General features: G+C 69.6%; 8 protein-coding genes and 1 tRNA gene. 4 read left to right on the top strand and 5 right to left on the bottom strand.

Annotation, left to right across the window (positions count from 1 at the left end; all coding sequences use genetic code 11):
* Positions 1-228: 228 nt before the first annotated feature.
* From L0966_RS09070 to L0966_RS09055, 4 genes are all read right to left on the bottom strand, one after another.
* The gene (locus L0966_RS09070) at positions 229-2,664 is read right to left on the bottom strand and encodes a DNA translocase FtsK (RefSeq protein WP_234051687.1); all 2,436 of its coding nucleotides are present in this window, start codon (positions 2,662-2,664) and stop codon (positions 229-231) included.
* Between the two features lie 72 nt (positions 2,665-2,736).
* Complete coding sequence (locus tag L0966_RS09065; RefSeq protein WP_234051566.1) at positions 2,737-3,978, bottom strand: aminotransferase class I/II-fold pyridoxal phosphate-dependent enzyme; 1,242 nt, start codon at positions 3,976-3,978, stop codon at positions 2,737-2,739.
* 687 nt (positions 3,979-4,665) lie between these two features.
* Positions 4,666-5,619, bottom strand: a complete 954-nt coding sequence (locus L0966_RS09060; protein ID WP_234051565.1) for a bifunctional riboflavin kinase/FAD synthetase — start codon at positions 5,617-5,619, stop codon at positions 4,666-4,668.
* Positions 5,620-5,802: 183 nt separating this feature from the next.
* A complete protein-coding gene (locus L0966_RS09055) occupies positions 5,803-6,699 on the bottom strand; it encodes a TIGR01459 family HAD-type hydrolase (RefSeq protein WP_234051564.1) in 897 nt (298 codons plus the stop codon).
* 252 nt (positions 6,700-6,951) lie between these two features.
* On the opposite strand from L0966_RS09055, the gene L0966_RS09050 reads away from it, so the two are divergent.
* Together L0966_RS09050 and L0966_RS09045 are read left to right on the top strand one after the other, a co-directional pair.
* Positions 6,952-7,026 (top strand) — tRNA-Gly (locus L0966_RS09050).
* A 1,058-nt stretch (positions 7,027-8,084) separates the two neighbouring features.
* Entirely contained in the window at positions 8,085-18,353 is a 10,269-nt protein-coding gene (locus L0966_RS09045; protein ID WP_234051563.1) for an autotransporter outer membrane beta-barrel domain-containing protein, read from the top strand.
* Between the two features lie 342 nt (positions 18,354-18,695).
* On the opposite strand, the gene L0966_RS09040 is transcribed toward L0966_RS09045, so the two are convergent.
* The gene (locus tag L0966_RS09040) at positions 18,696-19,607 is read right to left on the bottom strand and encodes a LysR family transcriptional regulator (RefSeq protein WP_234051562.1); all 912 of its coding nucleotides are present in this window, start codon (positions 19,605-19,607) and stop codon (positions 18,696-18,698) included.
* 225 nt (positions 19,608-19,832) lie between these two features.
* On the opposite strand from L0966_RS09040, the gene L0966_RS09035 reads away from it, so the two are divergent.
* Entirely contained in the window at positions 19,833-20,135 is a 303-nt protein-coding gene (locus L0966_RS09035) for a DUF485 domain-containing protein (protein ID WP_234051561.1), read from the top strand.
* Positions 20,132-21,634 (top strand): cation acetate symporter, encoded by a 1,503-nt coding sequence (gene actP, locus L0966_RS09030; protein ID WP_234051560.1) that lies wholly within the window; start codon positions 20,132-20,134, stop codon positions 21,632-21,634. Before L0966_RS09035 ends, actP begins: the two co-directional genes overlap by 4 nt.
* Positions 21,635-21,691: the final 57 nt, after the last annotated feature.

Below are 21,691 nucleotides of genomic sequence, written 5' to 3'. Positions count from 1 at the left end.
GCAGCATCTGTCCGGAAAGCCGGGTGCGCACCGGGCCGAATCCCGGAGCCGGCTGGCACAGACGCTGCAGCATAGCCCCTAGCGGCAGCCTATGGCGATCCTGTGGCCCGGTGGTCACAGATGCAAGAGCGATGGTGGGAGCGAGGCGCGTTGCCGCCTTTGCCCGCCCGGCGTCCGCGACCGTCGCGCGGCCAAAAGCGGCGTGGCGGGCGGCGGGGGCGCCGGGGCTCATTCCGCCGCTTCCTCCGGCAGCAGGATCTCGCGCTTGCCCGCATGGTTGGGGGCGCCCACGAGCCCCTCATTCTCCATGCGTTCCACCAGGGAGGCGGCGCGGTTATAGCCGATCTGCAGGCGGCGCTGGATGTAGGAGGTGGAGCACTTGCGATCGCGCATCACCACCGACACGGCCTGGGAGTAGAGATCCTGCCCTTCCTCGCCGAAGCCGCCCTTGTCGAACACCGCGCCGTCCTCGTCGTCATCGTCCGGCTCGGCGGTCACGGCCTCGATGTAAGCGGGCACGCCCTGGGCCTTGAGGTGCTTCACCACGTCCTCAACCTCCTGGTCGGACACGAAGGGCCCATGCACGCGGCGGGTGCGCCCGCCGGCGGCCATGTAGAGCATGTCGCCCTGGCCGAGCAGCTGCTCGGCGCCCTGCTCGCCCAGGATGGTGCGGCTGTCGATCTTCGAGGTCACCTGGAACGAGATGCGGGTGGGGAAGTTCGCCTTGATGGTGCCGGTGATGACGTCCACGGACGGGCGCTGGGTGGCCATGACCAGATGGATGCCGGCGGCGCGGGCCATCTGGGCGAGGCGCTGGATGGCACCCTCGATTTCCTTGCCCGCCACCATCATCAGGTCGGCCATCTCGTCCACCACCACGACGATGTAGGGCAGGGCATCCAGGTTGAGCTCCTCGCGCTCATAGATGGCCTCGCCGGTGTCGTGGTCGAAGCCGGTCTGCACGGTGCGGGAGACGGTTTCGCCCTTTTCGGCGGCCTCGCGCACCCGGGCGTTGAAGCCGTCAATGTTGCGCACGCCGAGCTTGGACATCTTCTTGTAGCGGTCTTCCATCTCCTTCACCGCCCACTTCAGGGCCACCACCGCCTTCTTGGGGTCGGTGACAACCGGGCAGAGCAGATGGGGGATGCCGTCATACACCGACAGCTCCAGCATCTTGGGGTCGATCATGATGAGGCGGCACTGCTCCGGCTTCAGCCGGTAGAGCAGCGAGAGGATCATGGTGTTGATGGCCACCGACTTGCCGGACCCGGTGGTGCCCGCCACCAGCAGATGCGGCATGCGGGCGAGGTCCACGATCACCGGATCGCCGCCGATGGTCTTGCCCAGGCTGATGGCCAGCTTGTGGCCGGAATCGCCGAAATCCTTGGTGGCCAGCAGGTCGCGCAACAGCACCTTGTCGCGCTTGTCGTTGGGCAGCTCGATGCCGATCGCGTTGCGGCCCGGCACCACCGCCACACGGGCCGAAATTGCGCTCATGGAGCGGGCGATGTCGTCGGCGAGGCCGATGACGCGGGAGGACTTGATGCCGGGCGCGGGCTCCAGCTCGTACAGGGTCACCACCGGGCCGGGGCGCACGTCCACGATCTCGCCGCGCACGCCGAAATCCTTCAGCGTGGCTTCGAGCAGGGCGGCGGTTTCCTTCAGCGCCTCGGGGGTGAGGGCGGGGGCCTTGCTGGCCGCGGGCGGAGCCAGAAGATCGAGCGGCGGGAACTGGTAGTGGCCCTTGCGGCCGGCCTGCTTGCGGGCCCCGCGGCGGCGCCGGGTGGTGGCGCTTTCGGCGATCAGCTCCGCATCCTCTTCCAGCTCGGCCTCCTCGCCGCCCCGGTGCGGCGCCTCGCCGCCCAGCCCGCTCATGCGCGGTTCCACGCGCTGGTCGGAGCTGTCGCGCTCGCGCGGGTCGCGGGCCAGGCCCGAGGGCGCCAGCGCGGCCAGATTGTGGGAGCCGAGCACGCGGGCCTTCAGCGAAAGCATGGTGTGGGTGAGCGCGCCCAGGGACACGGAGGTGCCGTCGTCCTCGTCTTCGTCATCCTCGTCCGCGTCATCGCCGTCGGACAGGGCGTCCGCGGGCTTGAGCGGCGTGCGCCGCCCGCCGGCGAAGGCGAGGAAGAGCGCGCACGCCCCAACTACGCCGCCGATGGCGCCCACCAGCGTCTGGCCGACGGGTTCCACCATGCCGGTGCCGAACAAGCCCGCGATGCGGCCGAACAGGTCGCCGATCACGCCGCCAAGGCCGGTGGTGGTGGGCCACGTGCCCAGCCGCGGCACGGCGCTGAGAAAGGCGCAGGCCCCCACCACGCCCACTGCCCAGGCGGTGATGCGCAGCTTGGCGCGGCCGAAGGGCCGATGGGTCATGAGCCGCCAGCCCCAGTAGACGAGGGGCAGCACGATGGCGAGACAGGCGAGCCCGAACAGCTGCATCAGCAGGTCGGCCAGGATCGCGCCGGGCCGGCCCAGAATGTTGTGAACCGCCGAGTCGGTGGCGTTGGAGAAGCTCGGATCGGAGGCCGACCAGGTGACGAGCGCGGCGGTGGCGAGCACGCCGGCAATGGCGAGCCCCACGCCGATGATCTCGCGGCTGCGCCGCTTTACCCCCTGCCGCAGCACTTCGGGGATGAGGTCGAGGCGCGCCGTCTGCGGCTGCATGCGCGTATGCATGACCGCGTCTGCGGAGCGGCGGGCGGTGCTGGAGGTCGCGGGCATGGGCGCAGATCTCCTTCAGTCCGATCCGGCGGCGAGGCCGGCGACGAGGCGCTTCAGCACCTCTTCCGAGGTGGGAATGTCATGGACCAGCGCAACGCGCAGCCAGTCCTCGGCTGGGTTGGAGCCGGAAAGATCACGGCGGGCGAGGTAGCCGCCGGGCACCGTGCGCAGCCCCTGTTCGCGCCACAGCCGCAGCGCCGCGGCTTCGCCACCGGTGTGCGCCGCTCCCCGCAGGTGGGAAGCATCGAGCCACAGGAAGAAGCCGCCGCCGGGCCGTGAATAGCCGAAGCGATCGCCAATGATGGTGTCGGCGAGATCGAATTTCGCACGGTAGAGATCGCGGGAATGGGCCACGTGGGCCTCATCCTCCAGCGCGGCCACGGCCACCGCCTGCAGCGGCTCGGGCACCTGCGGCGCCGCCACCCAGCGGAAGGCCAGGAATTCCTTGAGGAAGGCGGCATCGCCGGCGCAGAAGCCGCAGCGCAGGCCGGGCAGGGAAGAGCGCTTGGACAGGGAGTTGAAGGCGATGGCCCCGGTAAAGTCGCCCTTGGCCACCTCCAGGATGCCGGCCGGCTTTTCCGCGCCGAGATAGATCTCGGAATAGCACTCGTCGGAAAACAGGAACGCCCCGTGGCGCCGCGCCAGCTCCAGCGCCCGTTCGAGATAGGCGGGGGAGGCGATGGCCCCCTGCGGATTGGCGGGGGAGGCGAGGTAGATGGCCACCGTGCGGTCGAGCAAAGCGGGGTCAAGGGCGTCGAGGTCTGGCAGCCAGCCGCTGGCGGCAGTGGTGGGCAGCACTGCGGCCTCGCAGCCGGCCGCCTCCGCGCCGGCGGCATAGGCGGCATAGAATGGATTGGGCAGCAGCATGGCCGGCTTCTGCCCGGGCCCCAGCTTGCGCGGGGCCGCCAGGCGCTGCGCCACAATGGCGGCGGAGAACAGCCCCTCGCGGGAGCCGTTGAGGGCCAGCACCTCGCGATCCGCGTCCAGCGGCCGGGCGAGGGCATAGCGCCGCTCCAGCCAGCGGGCGGCGGCGGCGCGGAAGGTCGGGGTACCCTCGGCTCGGGGATAGCGGCCAAAACCGGCGAGGTTGCCCGCCAGCACCGGCCCCACGAAATCGGGCATGGTGTGCTGCGGCTCGCCCACCGCGGCGCTCAGTGGCGCGCGACCAGGCTCGATGCCGGCGAGAAGCTCGGCCAGGCGGATGAAGGGCGAGCGGCGGTCCTCCACGGAGGCCGGCGCGGGAACGGGGGCGGGCAAGATGGGCAGCCTCGGCGCACGATCGACGATGATTGCGGCCACTGTGCGCCCAATACGGTTAAGGTGCGGCTAATCACTCGGCGCCGCGCGAGAGGAGATCTCAGGCGGCGGGACGCGTCGTGCGTAATCTCAAGACTGCGCGATATCAACGTGTTAGCGCATTCCCGCAGCTGTGTTGCGGGCAGCTTGCCCACGGTCGGAGGCGTTCGCCCGATGCTGAGCCGCTGCGTGTCTGGGGGCGTCCGGGCGACGAGACCCCGGAGCGACTCGGTCGCAGCGGGCGCCGCGAAGGCGGAGAGGCGCAAGACGGCGGATATCCAAGGCTTCTGCTACCCAAGGCCCGAATACCCCAGGCTCCGAATGCCCAAGCCCCCGGGTCCGATCGACATTTAAGAGGCACGGTTTGCCGGGGCGCGTTGCCTCTTCCGCTTGCGGGGGAGGGTGAGGGCGGGGCAGGACCGCCTCGGTCCAGACCGCCTCGGTCCAGACCGCCTCAGTGGCGCAGAGACTGGAACTTCAGCACTTTTGAGACTTTTCGAGGCGTTGCCCTTCGTCGCGCCGCCGGGGCCATCTTTTCAGCGTGTTGTCCACCCCAGCCCTCCCGCCGCAACCGGGAGAAGGGGCTGCGCCATGAGGAGCACGGTCGTGGGACATTAGCCGCGCCACGCGCGCTGGATGTCGATCCGCCTAGACCTTGGCCAGCACCTCACGGGCGCGGCGGGCGTCCTCGACGATCTGGGCCACCAGGGCGTCGATGCCGTCGAACTTCAGCTCCGGCCGCAGATAGGCGTGGAACTCCACTTCGATGCGCTGGCCGTAAAGATCGCCGGCAAAGTCGAAGATGTGCACCTCCAGCAGGGGCGCGCCATTGTCGAAGGTGGGGCGGCGGCCGAAATTGGCCACTCCGTCATGACGCTGTCCGTCGGAAGTGGTGATCCGCACCGCATAGATGCCGAAGGCGAGCTCGATATTGCCGGGCAGCGCCAGATTCGCGGTGGGAAAGCCGATGGTCCGTCCGCGCTTGTCGCCATGGCGCACCTCGGCATTCACCGAGAAGGGACGGCCCAGCATGTGGGCGGCATGGCCCACCTGGCCGGCGGCCAGCGCCTTGCGGATGGCGGTGGAGGAAATGGGGTCGTCCTCGTCGCGCATGGGGTCCACCACCGTCACGTCGAAACCGTGCCGCCGCCCCGCGCCTTCGAGAAAGGCGGGAGAGCCGGCGCGCGCCCGGCCGAAATGGAAATCAAACCCCACCGAAATGCCGCTGACCCCGTAACGCCCCACCAGGATGTCGCGCACGAAGGCTTCCGGCTCCATGGTGGCAAGGGCGTGGTCGAACGGCAGCACGATGGCGCCGGCAAGGCCCGTCGCCTCGATCTGCCGCAGCTTGCTCGCTTCCGGCGTCAGGCGGAAGGGCGCGGTCTGCGGGCTGAAGAAGCTGCGCGGATGCGGCTCGAAGGTGAGCGCGAGCGCCGCCACGCCCTTGGCCTGCGCCATGGCCAGCGCGGTCTCGAACACGGCGCGATGGCCCCTGTGGACCCCATCGAAATTGCCGATGGCGAGCACCGGGTGCGACAGGCTGTCCGGGAGCCGATCCGGCCCCCGCAGGACGAGGAAGGCGTGAGAGGGGGAAACAGGCATCGGCGGCGTGCGAACCCTCGGCGGCGTGGGAACCCGATGTGGGCGGAACACTGTTTTAGCGGCCCTGCGGCGTCTCCGGCCACACAGCCTTTCGGACCATGGCGCCCCTGACGACCGCAGGCTCTAGGCACAGGCGGGCAGGCCCGTCAAGGGAAGCCTGCGCCGGCCGGCGCTTGCGCGGCCTCACCAGGCAAGGCGTGGCATCACCCCGCGCGGGTGGGCATGGCCTTCGAACAAGGCGGCGAGCGAGGCGGTGTCCGGCACCGCGCCATCCACGGCCTTCAGCTCCGCCGCATGGATGCCGCCGGCGATGAAGAGGCTGTCGAAGCCGGCCCCGTTGGCGCCCGCGATATCGGTGCGCAGCGCATCGCCGATGCCCAGCACGCGGGCCTTGTCCACCGGCCCCTTGCGCAGCTTCTCCGCCAAGGCGAGTGCGGTTTCGTAGATGGGCAGATAGGGCTTGCCGCAATAGACGGTTTCGCCGCCAAGATCCTCATAGGCCTTGGCGATGGCGCCGGCGCAATAGACCAGCCGGTCGCCGCGCTCCACCACCAGATCGGGATTGGCGCAGATGAAGGGCAGATTGCGCGCCTTCATCTCGCTGAGCATGCCGGCGTAATCGTCCGGCGTTTCCACATTGTCGTCGAACAGGCCGGTGCAGACCACCACATCGGCGCTCTCCAGCTGGCTCAGCACCACGTCGAGCCCGTCATAGGTGCTGAGGTCCCGCTCGGGGCCCAGATGGAACACGCTGGCCTTGCCGCGCGCGGAAAGCAGGGTGCGGGTGACATCGCCGGAGGTGATGATGCCGTCATAGCTGGTGCGCGGCACGCCGAAGCCGTCCAGCATGGTGACGATGGCGCTGTTGGGCCGCGGCGCATTGGAAACCAGGATCACGCTGGCGCCACCCGCCCGCGCGCGGCCGAGCGCCGCGCAGGCTGCGGGAAAGGCATGCACGCCATTATGCACGACGCCCCACACGTCGCAGAGAATGATGTCGTACTCTCCGGCGAATGTGGAAAGCCCGGCAATAAGGGGGGGCGCGCCGACCGGGTTCGCCGCCGGGATGCCTTCAGCCATGCCAACGTCTCCTTTTGTGCGGCGCACAGGTGCCACGGGTGGCGCCCGATCACAAGAGCCAAGGGAGAGGGACGCGCCCGCCCCGCAAGCAATGCGGGCTGCGCCGGGGACAGGATGCGGCTGCGCGGCCGCGGACGGAAGCGCGGACCGAGCGCGATGGCGCCACCATTGGCGTGGGTCCACGAAGCGTGTGGGCAAATGCGGCTTGGCACTTGCTGAGAGGCGGGAGCCTTGTCTATGGTGCGCTTCGATGCGGGCGTAGTTCAGTGGTAGAACGACAGCTTCCCAAGCTGTATGTCGTGGGTTCGATTCCCATCGCCCGCTCCAATTTCGCGAGCTGTGACAAGGGCTTGTCGGACTGCCGTTGAGCTGAACGGCGGGCGCCGCGTTTCTCGCTTGCGTTGACGACTTGCTCCGCTTCTCCTTGCGAATGACGCAGCCTTGCGGCTCTTCCCGATGGTTTCATGTCGATAGCACGCCGTTGTCGAAGCTTCGGTGTGGCCTGTCGTGGGGTGGACCGCGGCGAGATCAGCGTCCGCTCCGCTTCGCAGATGCCAATATCGGCGCCTCCCACCGTGAGGGGTTCCCGTTCGCCGATCACGTCGCTTTGGCGTGCGGTCGTTTCGAACTGGACTGCCGCGCCGGGCACCAGCGCGCCGCCCCGTTCCTGCCATCGGGAAAGGCTTGGCCGGTGATGGAGTGGGGCCCGCTTGAAGGCCTTCCTGGAACGATCCTTGGAGGTGGCTTTCATGGCGGATCTCGCCAGTGGTTGCCGATTTGGGCGGGCTGGCCGAGGCTCGGAGCATCCCTTGCGACAAAACGTGTGCCGGTAACGTTGCTGGCTACCGGCATGCCAGCTCCGCACACCGATGCGACCGCGCGTAAAGCCATGCGAGGGCGTGGCTACATCATTCTTGACCAACCTTCACGGGGCGGCTCCGCCGCGCCCTGCCCCAGGTGGGGATCTCTTTGCGGGTTTCGTCGATGGCGGAAGGCTCCACGCGAAAGTCATGAAATACATGCCTGCGGGTCGGGGCGGAGAATTGCCTGCCCATGCGTCCCCTGGCCGCTCTGCGAGCAAGGCGTGGCCTCCATATACATTTCGGAAGGCCAGTTAGTGTCCCGACTAAATAATATAATTTCATCATAAAATTACGCATATAGTCCGTAAATATAAAGTGTACTGACATTTAATTTCCAGTGGTGCCCGCGGTGCTCGTTTTCGCTCATGTTTCGTTGCGTCTGGACGCTGGGGCATCGGGTTAAAAATCGGCATCGCCCCGCCGCGCTGTTCCGGCCTAGCTTCTAAAATCGAGGGGCTGCGTATTGTTGGGCTGGCAAGTCGTGCCTGCGGCATTTTGCGTGGCAAAAGGCGTGGGGCGGTCATGTCGCGCAAGAGCTTGTCGAACACTGCCGCGGATGGGCTCAACGGGCTCGCGGTTCTGGCGAGTGTCGTGCCTCTCGCCCTGGCGTCGAGCGGCCTGTCCGCCTACGCCCAGACCAGCAACGTCACCGTCGGCCCGAACTACTACATTCCCAAGGACGAGGCACAGGGCTCGGGCGGGAGTGCGGGATACAATTGTCCGGACAGCAACGGCCTCTACGCGAATGTCGGTGGCGGCCATTCGGGCTCGCCTGGACCGGACATCACGGAAACCTATACCAACGATCTCTCCGCCGGCGGCAGCTATGACGGTACATTTGCCCTGATCGGCAGCACCGGCGGGTCCGGTGGCACCGGTGGCCACAGCAATTGCACCGGCGGCAATTCCGGCGAGGTCAATGGCGGCAATGGCGCCGGTGGCGAGCCGGGCGGCACCGTGACGATCACCACCAAAGGTGGCTCGGGCAACGCCTTCTCCGGCAGCGGCATCATCGTCTACAGCCACGGCGGCCAGGCCGGCAATGGCGGTAATACGGAGTCCATGAACGGCTGGGGCGGTTCGGGCGGCACGGGTGGCGACGGCGGCACGGCGCAGCTGACCAATTCCGTGTCCATCACCACCACCCAAACCGGAGCGGTGGGCATCGCCGTCCTGAGCGCGGGCGGGAATGGGGGCGCCGGCGGCGATGGCGATGGCAGCGGCAAGGGCGGCAATGGCGGCTGGGGCGGCGTGGGCGGCGCGGCCATTCTCGACAACACCGCCGCCATCACCGCCCAGGATGCCATCGTCATCTATGCTGAGAGTGTCGGCGGCTATGGCGCCAATGCGGGCAGCGGCGGCAGCGGCTATTGGATCTTCGGCGGCGGCGGCAGCAGCGGCTCCGGTGGCTATGGCGCCAGCGCGGGCACGGTCACTGTCACCAATTCCGGCGCGCTCACCTCCAATGGCGCGGGCTCGCGCGGCATCGAGGCCCAGTCGGCCGGTGGCGGCGGTGGCGATGCGGGCATTTCCTATGGCCTGAACGCCTTGGGCGGCACTGGCGGCCCGGGGGGAAGCGGTAGCGCCGTCTCGGTGACCAATTCCGGGTTCATCAACCTCACCAACGCATCGGCCATCGGCATCGCCGCCCAATCCATCGGCGGGGCCGGCGGAACGGGTGGGCTCGCCTTCAGCGACGGTGTCACGGGCGTCCTGCTCGGCGGCACGGACACGGGCGGCGATGGTGGCGGCGGTGGCGATGCCGGCACGGTGGGGGTGATCAATAGCGGCGTGATCTGCACCGGCAATGCCTGCAGCACCAGCACCCCGCCCTCCAGCAGCGCCGGCAGCGCCTTCGGCATCCAGGCCCAGTCCATCGCCGGCGGCGGTGGCACCGGCGGCTTCGGCATTGCAAGCTCAGTGGTGGGCAGCTCGATCGCGGTGGGCGGGGCGGGTGGCAATGGCGGCGATGCGGATTCCGTCTTCGTCTCCAACTCGGCTTCGATTTCCACGCTGGAAGTGAATTCCGCCGGCATTCTCGCCCAGTCCATCGGCGGCGGTGGCGGCGCGGCCGGCGGCGCGGTCTCGCTGGCGCTGTCGGCGGTCGCGGCGGTGGCCATCAGCCATGGCGGCTCGGGTGGAAACGGCGGCGACGGCGGGGCGATCGCTGTGAACTGCACCAGCGTGTCCGGCCTGCTGGCGACCTCCGGCAATGCGGGCACCTGCGCGGGGACCTCGTCGGCCTATTTCCAAAGCTCGCTCCTGTCCGGCGTCACCATCTCCACCGGCGGGGCGGTCTCTCCCGGCATCATCGCCCAGTCCATTGGCGGTGGCGGTGGTGAGGGCGGCTATGCGGCGTCCCTGTCGGGCAGCGCGGGCGGGGCGGTGGCCCTGTCGTTTGGCGGCTCGGGCGGCTCCGGCGGCGCGGGCGGCATCATCTACGGCGGCACCAACGGCACCAACATCACCACCCTGGGTGATGATTCCATCGGGCTTCTCGCCCAGTCCATCGGCGGCGGCGGCGGCTCGGGCGGCGCCAGCTTCTCGGGCGATGTGGCGTACGCCGTTTCGATCACAACCAGCATCGGCGGCTCGGGTGGCGCGAGCGGTGACGGCAATGTGGTCATCGCGGAAAATCCCGGCGGCGTCATCACCACGAGTGGCGTCCGGGCTCACGGCATCCTGGCCCAGTCCATCGGCGGGGGTGGCGGTTCGGGCGGATCGAGCATTTCCGGCGGCGGCAGCGGCGCCCTTGCGGTGGGCATCTCCATCGGCGGCTCGGGCGGCGCCGGCGGCGCGGCCAACACGGTGGTGCTCTATAATGAGAGCAATCTGTGGGGCTCGTCCTTCGGCACCGGCGCCATCACCACCACGGGCGTCGGGGCGAGCGCGCTGGTGGCCCAGTCCATCGGCGGGGGCGGCGGCACTGGCGGCAACAGCATCGACGGGGACGTGTCCCTTTCCGCGGCGGTCGCAGCCTCCATCGGCGGCAGCGGCGGCAGTGGCAATGATGGCGGCGAGGTCACCATCGCCAATTGGGGGGCGCTCACGGCCTCCGGCGGCGGCGCGGCGGTCATCCTGGCCCAATCCATCGGCGGCGGCGGCGGCGCGGGCGGCTTTGCCGCCACCGGCAATGCCAGCCTCGACGGCTCGGCGAGCCTGGCGGTGGGCGGCAGCGGCGGCGACGGCTCCTCCGCCGGTGCGGTGACGGTCGACAATTACAACTCCATCATCGTGCCGAGCACGGTGACGCTGTCCACCACGACGCAGGTCGCAACCACCACCGTGGAGACCGAGAATGTCGTGGTGGGCTATGAGACCGTCTACAGCTGCACCATTACCCTCTGCTATGAGGAGATGGAGCCGATTTATGAAACGGTGCAGGTTCCGGTAACCACCTATTCCACCGTCACCACCACCACCGAGGTGGCGGGCACCGCATCCCTCTATGGCAATGCACCGGGCATTCTCGCCCAGTCCATCGGCGGCGGCGGCGGCGCGGGCGGCTTCGCGGTCGGCGCCTCCCTGTCGGGCTCCGACGGCGCGAGCCTCGAAGTGGGCGGCGGTGGCGGTTCGGGCGGCGCAGGCGGCGCGGTCACCATCTTCAACAGTGGTCTGGTGAGCCTCCTAGGCCCCATGTCCGGCGGCCTCATCGCCCAGTCGCTGGGCGGCACAGGCGGCGCGGGCGGCTTTGCGGTCGGCGGCGGGCTGGACAGCGGGGTCGCGGCCAATGTGGCCATTGGCGGCGGTGGAGGCAGCGGCGGATCGGCGGGCACGGTGAGCGTGACGCAGACCAACATCACGCTCATCACCAATGGCTCCCAGTCGCCCGGCATCATGGCGCAGTCCATCGGCGGATCGGGCGGCAATGCCGGTTGGGACGTGGCGGGCTCGCTGGCGAGCGGCGCATCGGCCGCGGTCGCGCTGGGTGGTGACGGCGGCAGCGGCGGGACCGCCGGCAGCGTCACCGTCCTGCAGGACAGCAACTCGCCCATTATCACCAACGGCCTGATCTCGCCCGGCATCATCGCCCAGTCCATCGGCGGCAATGGCGGCAATGGCGGCTTCAGCGCCGGCGCGGCGGGCTCCATCGTGTTCGCGGCGGATGTCAGCATCGCCGGCAATGGCGGGTCCGGTGGCGGGTCCGGCACGGTGACGGTGACGTCGGACGCGGCGATCGCCACCAGTATGGCCCAGTCGATCGGCATTCTCGCCCAATCCATCGGCGGCAATGGCGGCAATGGCGGGTTCGCCATCGGCGGCAGCGGCTCCACGGGCGGCGGCGATGCCAAGGTCTCGGTGGGCGGCGCGGCGGCCACCGGCGGCAGCGGCGGCTCGGGCCAGATGGCGGGCGCGGTGAGCGTTTATGCCACCGACATCAATACCGATGGCACCCTTGCCCCCGCCATCCTGGCCCAGTCCATCGGCGGGGCCGGCGGCAATGGCGGATCGAGCCGCGTGTTCAGCCTGTCCGGCACGCCGGATGAGACCGATGGCATGGCGGCGAGCGTCGCCATCGGCGGCAGCGGCGCTTCGGGCGGCAATGGCGCGGGGGTTCAGGTGGTGCAGGCCGGCTCCATTCTCACCGGCTATTCGGGCATCGTGAACGACCAGTCGGCGGGCATCATCGCCCAATCCATCGGCGGTTCGGGCGGCAATGGCGGCTCGGCGGATGCCAATGCGGTCGCCAGCACCGCCTCGGTGGCGGTGGCCATCGGCGGCGGCGGCGCGGAGGGCGGGACCGGCGGCACCGTCAGCGTCGCATCCAATGAGAGCCTCACGTCCGGCCAGATCACCACCACCGGCGCCCATTCCAGCGCGATCATCGCCCAGTCCATCGGCGGCGGCGGTGGCCATGGCGGCTGGTCGCAGGCGAGCGCCTCCAGCAATGATTATGCGGCCGGCATCGCTATCGGCGGCTTCGGCGATGGTGGAGGGGCGGGCGGCGCGGTGAGCGTGAGCAGCGGCGGCACCCTCATCACCTATGGCCTCCTGTCTTCCGGCATCCTGGCCCAGTCCATCGGCGGCGGCGGCGGCAATGGCGGCGCCGCCTCCAGCACCAGCGATGCAGGCGAGGGCCAGGAGCTCCAGGGGGGCGTGACATCGGTGGCGGGAGCCGGAGCCGGGCAGACCGCCAGCAATGTGAGCTCGGCGGTGTCGGGCAGCTCCAGCAGCGCGCCGGAAAGCAGCGATGACGGCGCGGTCTCGGGCATAGCCGCGTCGGTTACATTGGGTGGCTTCGGCGGGGCCGGTGGCGACGGCGCCACGGTGACCATCTCCTCCATCTCTTCCATTTACACCTTCGGGGACCAGTCCTCCGCCATCCTGGCCCAGTCCATCGGCGGCGGCGGCGGCAATGGCGGCTCGGCTGCCAGCAACGCCAACGGCGATTCCTATGCCGCCTCCTTCAGCCTGGGCGGAGGGGCCGGCAATGGCGGCGCCGGCGGCACGGTCAGCGTCGACGTCACGGGCTATTTCGCGACCACCGGCATGGGGTCCGCGGGCATCTTCGCCCAATCGGTGGGCGGTGGCGGCGGCAATGGCGGGTCGTCCTCCAGCACCGCGAGCAGCGGTGGACAGGCCGCGATCGCCATGAGTCTCGGCGGCACGGGCGGAAGCGGCGGCGATGGCGGCACGGTGGACGTGACCGTGGGCAGCTCCGAGGTCGGCTATGTCAATACGCTGGGCGCGAACGCGGCGGGCATCTTCGCGCAGTCCGTGGGCGGGGGCGGGGGCAATGGCGGCTCCAGCTTCGCCAGCTCCAACGTCACCCCGTCGAGCGGATCTTCCAACTCCGCCTCCAGTTCCACCGGCAGCCTCTCCGGCTCCGCCAGCGGCGACGAGACTTCCTCGGCCGCCGGCCAGCAGGGGGACAAAGGCGGCAGCCAGGCCGGATCGGACGGCGGCTATTCCCTCGCCATGGGCCTCGGCGGCAGCGGCGGCACCGGAGGGGCCGGCGGCGGGGTGAGCGTGACCAACGCTGACATCATCGTCACGGGCGTCGACCTCACCGGCACCACCACCAGCCTCTCGAGCGCCAATTCGCCGGCCATCTTCGCGCAATCGGTGGGGGGCGGCGGCGGCAATGGTGGGTCCAGCACCGTCAATTCCTCCGCCAGCGAAAGCAGCCTGTCCCTCTCCATCGGCGGCTCGGGATCGGGCGCGGGCACCGGTGGCGGCGTGAGCGTCACCAGCCAGGGCACCCTCTACACGGCGGGCGACAATTCGAGCGCGGTCTTCGCCCAATCGGTGGGTGGGGGCGGAGGATCGGGCGGCGCCTCCTCCAGCACGTCGGGGTCCGGCGGCACGGTCTCCCTCGCGCTGGGCCTGGGCGGCAGCGGCGCGGGAGGCGGCGACGGCGGCACTGTGACCGTCACCCTCAACGCGCCCGACAGCTATTCCGGCGTGCCGCTCGGCATCACCACCTTGGGAGACGCCTCCTATGGCGTGTTCGCCCAGTCCATTGGTGGCGGCGGCGGATCAGGTGGAGCCTTCACGGGAGCGGCGACGGCCGGCAGCGGATCGGGCGACGCCAGCGCATCGGCCTCGTCCTCCGGCACCTCGTCTTCCGCATCGAGCGGCGTAGCGCTGGCCATGGGGCTTGGCGGCTCCGGGGGCGCGGGCGGATCGGGCGGAGACGTCTCCGTGACCTCCGCTACCAGCATCCTCACCCAGGGCATGCACGCCACCGGCATTCTCGCCCAGTCCGTGGGCGGCGGCGGCGGCGCGGGCGGCGCGGTCACGTCCAATGCCAATAGCGGCACCTATGCGCTCTCCTTCGGGCTCGGGGGCACGGGCGGAACGGGCGGCACCGGTGGCAGCGTGAGCGTGGACAGCGAGGCGGCGATCACCACGTCGGGTCTCCAGGCCTATGGCATTCTCGCCCAGTCGGTGGGCGGCGGCGGCGGCCTCGCGGGAGCCGCCAACTCGACCACGGCGGGTGGCGGCGACGCCAACATCGCGCTGGCCTTCGGCGGCTCCGGCGGCAGCGGGCAGACGGGCGGGAGCGTCAGCGTGTCGGCCACGGCGGCGCTCGTGACGTCCGGCGCGGGCGCCACGGCGATCCTCGCCCAGTCCATCGGCGGCGGTGGCGGCGCGGGGGGCTCCTCCACCTCCAGCGCCTCGAGCGGCAACATCGCTGCCGGCCTGGGCCTCGGGGGATCGGGCGGCACCGGCAATGACGGCGGCTCGGTCTCCGCCAGCGGCTGGGCGGCCATCACCACCACCGGCGCGAACGCGGCGGGCATCATCGCCCAGTCGGTGGGTGGCGGCGGCGGCCTCGGCGGATCGTCGACCTCGGGCGCGGGCGGCGGCGGGCATGTGACCACCTCGCTCGCTCTGGGCGGCACCGGAGGCGCGGCGGGCGACGGCGGTGCGGTCTCGCTGACCTACGACAATTATTACAGCGTCATCCAGCTTTCCACCGCCGGCGCATTCGCCCATGGCCTTGTGGCCCAGTCGGTGGGCGGCGGTGGCGGCATCGGCGGCAGTTCCAATGGCAGCGCGACTGGATCTGGCGATGTCACCGCCACCTTCGCCCTTGGCGGGGCAGGGAGTTCGGGCGGCGATGGCGGGGAGGTGGATGTCTCCACCGACTCGGCCCAGGTCTTCACCGCCGGCACGGGCGCCATCGGCCTCCTGGTGCAATCCATTGGCGGCGGTGGCGGGGCTGGCGGCAGCAGCGACGTGATGGCCTCCGCCTCGTCCGATAGCGGCTCCGCCAGCTATGCGGCCGGCATCGCCCTCGGGGGCAGCGGCAGTGGCGGCGGCGCCGGTGGCGTGGTGAGCGTTCAGAACTGGATGTCCACATCCACCTCGGGCGCGCTGGCCCCGGCGGTGCTGGCGCAGTCCATCGCCGGGGGTGGCGGACTGGCCTCGGGATCGGCCGAGATCACTGGCAGCGCCGCCACCAGCAGCATCACCCTTTCCCTCGGCGGCTCCAACGGCCTCGGCGGCACGGCGGGCAATGTGACGCTCGACAATTACGGCTCCGTCACCGCCTTGGGCCTTGCCTCCCTGGGTGTGGTGGCGCAGTCCATCTCCGGTGGCGGCGGCGTCGCCGGTGTGCTCGCCAGCGGCGACGGCTCCACCGTCGTCACCACCGATGACACGATCACTCTGGGCGCGACGGGCTCCGCCAGCGCCGCCGCTGGCACGGTGAGCCTGCTGACGGGCAACAATGTCAGCACCGCCAGCAAGTGGGCTGTGGCCATCGTTGCTCAATCCATCGCGGGCGGCGGCGGTGTCGCGGCTCGTGTCATGGATGATGTTTCCAGCAGCAGCAGTTCCGGCACCGTCACCCTCGGCGGCAGCGCCGGCGGTAATGGCGGCGCAGTGAGCGCCTCCATGATCAACGGCTGGAACACCACCACCACCAGCGAATACGCTCACGGCATCGTCGCTCAATCCATCGGCGGCGGTGGCGGCATGGTCCTCGCCAAAGCGCAGACCCTGACCTTGGGCGGCAGTGGCGGAGGCGATGGCGGCAGCGTCTCCGTTTCCACCGCAGGGACCATAGCCACGGCCGGCTCGACCGCGCTCGGCATCATCGCGCAGAGCATCGGTGGCGGCGGCGGCATCGGCGTGGCCTCCAACAACGTGGTCTTCTCCGGCGGCAGCACTTCCGGCGACGGCGGCACGGTCGATGTCACCGTGGGCGGAGCCATCCTGACTTCCGGCACCAATGCGGTGGGTGTGCTCGCCCAATCCATCGGCGGTGGGGGCGGCGCAGCCTTGGCCGACAACGAGACACTGACCAGCAACACGCCGTCCGGCAGCGGCGTCGGCGGCGCGGTGACGGTGAACATCAACGCGGCCGTCGCCACCACCGGCAAGGGCGCGACGGGTGTCATTGCCCAATCGGCCAGCAATGGCGGCGGGCTGGTGATGAACGGCACCACCATGGAGCTGGTGAACGGTTCCACCTCCAGCTCGGGCAAGGTGACGGTGAACGTCAATACGGGCGGCTCGGTGACCGTCACCGGCTCTGGCGCCAGCGGCATCCTGGCCCAGGGCAATGGCGACCCGATCATCACCATCGCCTCGGGCGCCTCGGTGGTGGGGGGTGCCGGCGGCACCGCCATCACCAGCGACGGCCTTGAGACCTACATCACCAATCTCGGCACGCTCGGCACCGTGGACGGCGCCGGTGGGCTGGCCATCCGCACCACCGCGGGCTTCGCCGAGATCTCCAATGGCGGCGTCCTGATCGGCGACCTCGCCCTGACCGCGGGGGCCGCGAACCTGGTGACGAACCTCGCCTCCGGCACCCTCGTGGCCGGCAGCGCGCTGGATCTGGGCGGAACCGGCCTGCTGGTGAATGCCGGCACCCTGGCCCGTGGTCTGGCGAGCGTCGGCACCACCGTTATCGACGGCGACTTCCAGCAGAAGGCGGGCGGCACGCTGGTGGTGCGTATGGATCAGGACGCCACCCAGGCGGACAGCTATGTGGTGACCGGCTCGGCCCAATTGTCGGGCACCGTGCGCGGTGCGCTGATGGACCCGGCCCATGCGCGGCCGGGCCGTTTCTCCGCCTCCTTCTTCTCCGCCCAAGGCGGGATCGACCTCGATGCGCTCTCGGTGGCGGGCAACACGGCCATCTTGAGCTACAGCCTCCAGCCGGCCGGCGGCGGCCTTGCTTTGGGCGCCGCCGTCGATTTCACCCCCGCCGGCCTCTCCGAACGCGGCCAGCTCACGGGCGCGCTGATCGGCGCCATTCAGAACCGAGGGTCCTCGCCCTTGTTCGAGAGCATCGTCCCCGCTTTGCTCGACGTGCCCGACGCGGCGAGCCTGGGCGGCGCCTATGACATCGTCTCCGGCAATGCGGCCTCCCTCGTGCCCATGGCGATGATGAACGCCACGGCATCCAGCCTTTTCGCGGTGACCGGGGAAATCGATCGCTGGCGCACCGGAAGCGGCGTCGGGGTCGCCCCCATGGCACAGCAGGGCGAGGGCGCGGCGGCGTTCGGCCGGGGCTTCTGGTTCGCGCCCATGGGCACAGCCACCTGGGGCGGCGGCATTTCCGGCAGCACGGTGGGGGCCACCATGGGGCTCGACGGGGAGCTGCCGGATGCACCGCTGCTGCTTGGCGGCGCGGTGAACTATTCGTTCTCCAGCCTGGATGCGTCCGATTACGGCGCCAGCACCAGCACGAACTACGGCAATCTCAGCCTCTACGGCGCCTATGTGGCCGGGCCGGCCTATGTGTCGGCCACCGCCGCATTGGGATATGGCCACACCTCCATGGGCCGAAACCTGAACGGCCTGGGCCTCGCTCTGTCCACGGATTCCGGCTTCGACAGCACCGTTCTGGGCGGGCGGCTGGAGGTGGGCTATGCCTTCGCCATTCCCGGCAGCACGGCCAAGGTCACGCCGTTTGCGGCGTTCCAGCCCATGCAGCTGTGGCAGGGTTCGGCCGCCGAGCTGTTCGCGACCCGGGGACCCGGGCTGAGCTATGACGCCACCTCCATCACCGCGCTGCCGCTCTATCTGGGCACGCAGCTCGATGCCCACTGGACGCTCGATGACAGGCGCACCCTGACCCCCTTCCTGCGGATGTCGTGGATGCATGACTTCAGTCCGGATCGGGACGTGCCGCGCAGCTTCTCCGAGCTGCCGGGCTTCTCCTTCGCCAGCAACGCTCTGCCCACTGTGAGCGACGCTGCGGACATTCATGCGGGCATCGAGCTTGCCGCCGGCGCGGGCCTGTCGTTCACCGCCGCCTTCGATGCCCAATTGGCGCAGGGCTACAACAGCGCCGGCGCCAGCGGCGCATTGCGCATCCGCTGGTAGAAGCGACGGATGCGCCGTTCAGCCCACCTGTCGCCCGAGGGCAGGGCCGATGCCGGGCGGCATCGGCTTGTCCTTTCGCTAGGCGCCAAGCGGGCAGGGGACCTGCCGAGGGGGCGACGAAGCGGGAACCGGTTCGCGTGTGGGATGCCTGTAAAAACAAGAGGGTCGGTCATTTCCCCCGCGGTGATCCGCACCTGGCGGATCAGCTGGCCGTCGCGCCGCGACGGTGTGACATGCCGGTGGTTGAAGATTGTTGGCGCGAGGTCGACGTCTTCGGTTTCGCGGCTCCTGATCCATCGAGACACGACCATGAGGCCGTGCCTCGCAGGGTGGCCTTGCTGGTCAGAGCGAAGAGGCTGCGGCGGCGTTGCCCGCTTCCGGCGCGCCGCCGGCCGATAGCTTCGCCACATCCAGAAAGGCTGTGAGCGCGGGCGAGACGTAGACCTGTGCCCGCCGGATGAAGAGCGTTTCCACTTTTGCCTCATCCTCCGGCAGGGGCAGGAGGGAGACGGCGTGCTTGCGCGCCTGGGCGGCGGCGAGGTCGACCGGCAGCAGCGTCAGCCCCATGCCGGCGGAGACGCAGGCCAGGATGGCGTCGAGGCTGCCATATTCGAGGGTGCGCGCCACGGCGATGTTCCGGCGCGCCAGGAGCTGCTCCAGGCGCTGGCGATAGGAGCAGCCGCGACGGAAAACGAAGATGTTCGCCTGTCCGCGATCCGCGAAGAGATCGAGCGTGCGCACATCCGGTCCCGCCACCACGGTGAGCTCTTCCTCAAACGCCCGGCGGGCGACAAGGCGGGGGTGAGCCACCGGCCCGCAGACATAGGCGCCCTCCAGCTCCTGTTGCAGCACCAGCTCCGTCAGCTCGGCGGTGGTGCCGGTGCGCAGGGTCAGGTCCACATCCGGATAAAGGCCGGAAAAGCTCACCAGGCGGTCGCTGAGGCGGAGCGCCATGGTGGTTTCCATGGCGCCGATCAGCAGCGGCCCGCGCGGCCGGTCGGATGCGGTCACGGACAGGCGCGCCTCGCGCAGCAGGCGTCCCACCTCCGCCGCGAAGGGCAGAAGCCGCTCGCCCGCCGAGGTGAGCTTCACGCCCCGCGAATGCCGCTCGAACAGGATGACGCCGAGGTCGGCCTCCAGCTTCTTGATGCGGCTGGTGACGTTGGACTGGGCGGTGTTCAGCCGCGTCGCCGCCCCGCCGATGGAGGCCTCACGGCTCACGGCGAGGAAAAATTCGAGGTCGGCGCTCTGCATCAGTCATCTCATTTTCAGATGACTAAGATCAAATCAAAGCATTTTCCGAATGTCAAAGCCATTGCTAGCCTCGAAAATGATCAGGGGAAAATCTGATCATAAATGAGGCAATCGGCGGCCGGACCCGTTCCCAACCGCGGCGCCGCATTCCGTGACGCGCATGCGCTCCGCTTCGGAGGACGGCTGCGGCGCGCGCGTCGGCCTTCCAAAGACGGGAACAAAAACATGACCTTCCAGACCACCCCGCAGCACGCGTCCCCCGGGGGGAGCGCCGCGCTCGGCCTTTCCGCCACCGCCATTCTCAGCGGCTTCTATCTCGCCTTCACCGCGCTCTGTGCCTTCGCGCCGGAGCTGCTGGCCGCGCCGGTCCTGCCCGGCGGGTCCTTCAACTGGGCGTTCGCCCTCGGGCTTGGGGTGATCGGCCTCGGCTTCGTGCTGACCGTGGGCTATGCGGTGGCCGCAAACCGGCGGGAAGACGCCGCGTTCGCGCGGCGCTCCCTGCTCTCGGCGGAAGGGGCGGCGCGATGAACATGCTCGCCATCGGGTGCTTTCTCGCCATCGTGGCGCTGTCGCTCGCCATCACCTGGTGGGCGGCGCGCAACACCAAGGGCACCAACGACTTCTATGCCGCGGGCGGCAATGTCACGAGCCTGCAGAATGGCCTTGCCCTTGCCGGCGACGCGCTTTCCGCCGGCGCCTTCCTCGGCCTTACGGGGCTGATCTTCGCCAGGGGTTTTGACGGCTACATCTATGCCATCGGCTATTCCACGGGCATGCCCATCGTGGTGTTCCTGCTGGCGGAGCGGCTGCGGCAGCTGGGCAAGTTCACCTTCTCGGACGTGGTGAGCCTCAATCTCGATGAAACGCCCATGCGCATCTTCGGCGCGGTGGCCTCGCTGGTGGTGATCGCCTTCTACCTGATCGCCCAGATCGTCGGCGCCGGCGCCCTCATCGAGCTGCTGTTCGGCATCGACTTCAAGGTGGCGGTGACGCTCGTGGGCGCATTGATGATCTGCTACGTCATGTTCGGCGGCATGATGGCGACCACATGGGTGCAGATCGTGAAGGCCTGCCTCATGCTGGCCGGTGGCGCGCTGATCGCGGTGCTGGTGCTGCAGCGGTTCGGCTTCGACCTGTCGGCCCTGCTCAAGGGGGCTGCCTCGGCCCATGCGCGGGGCGCCGGCGTGCTCGCGCCGGAGGCCGCTTCCCGGTCGCCTTTCTCGGCCCTGTCCCTGGCGCTTGCGCTCATGTTCGGCACGGCCGGGCTGCCGCATATCCTGATGCGCTTCTTCACCGTCCCCGATGCCCGCGCCGCCCGCAATTCGGTGGTGTGGGGAACGGCCTTCATCAGCACCTTCTACGCCGCCACCGCGATTTTCGGCCTTGGCGCCATCGTGATCCTGTCCGGTGATGCCTCCGCCGTCGGCGCGGATGGCAAGGTTATCGGTGGTGTCAACATGGTGGCCATTCACCTCGCCCGCATCCTGGGCGGCGACGTGATGCTGGGGCTGGTTTCGGCGGTCGCCTTCGCCACCATCCTCGCGGTGGTGGCGGGGCTGACGCTGGCCGGGGCCTCCGCCGTGAGCCACGACCTCTACGCCCGGGTGGTCCTGAAGGGTCGCGTGGACGAGGCGCGGGAGCTGAAGATCTCGCGCATGGCCACGGTCGCGCTCGGCCTCTTCGCCATCGCGCTCGGCATCGCCTTCCAGGGGCAGAACGTCGCCTACATGATCTCGCTGGCCTTCGCCATCGCCTGCTCGTCCACCTTCCCCGTGCTGGTGCTGTCCATCTATTGGCGCGGATTGACCACGCGCGGCGCCATCGCCGGCGGCAGCATCGGGCTGCTGGCGGCCGTCGGGCTCACCATTCTGGGTCCCTCCATGTGGGTGAAGGTGTTCGGCTTCGCCGCGCCGGTGGTGAGCCTGGATCCGCCCACCCTCATCTCAATGCCGCTGGCCTTCCTCACCTGCTGGCTGGTCTCGGTGGTGGAACGGCGGGGCGCCCGCGCGCTGCCGGACGCCGCCTGATCCGCGCGGCCGGGCAACTGGCCGGGATGCTCCTTCCGCACTTCTGACGGGCGCGGC

It is taken from the genome of Xanthobacter sp. NM-59 (genome assembly GCF_021401125.1).
Classification (GTDB): Bacteria; Pseudomonadota; Alphaproteobacteria; order Rhizobiales; family Xanthobacteraceae; genus Xanthobacter.
Note: the sequence above shows the minus strand (reverse complement) of the source record. Positions and strands in the feature narration are given on the sequence as shown.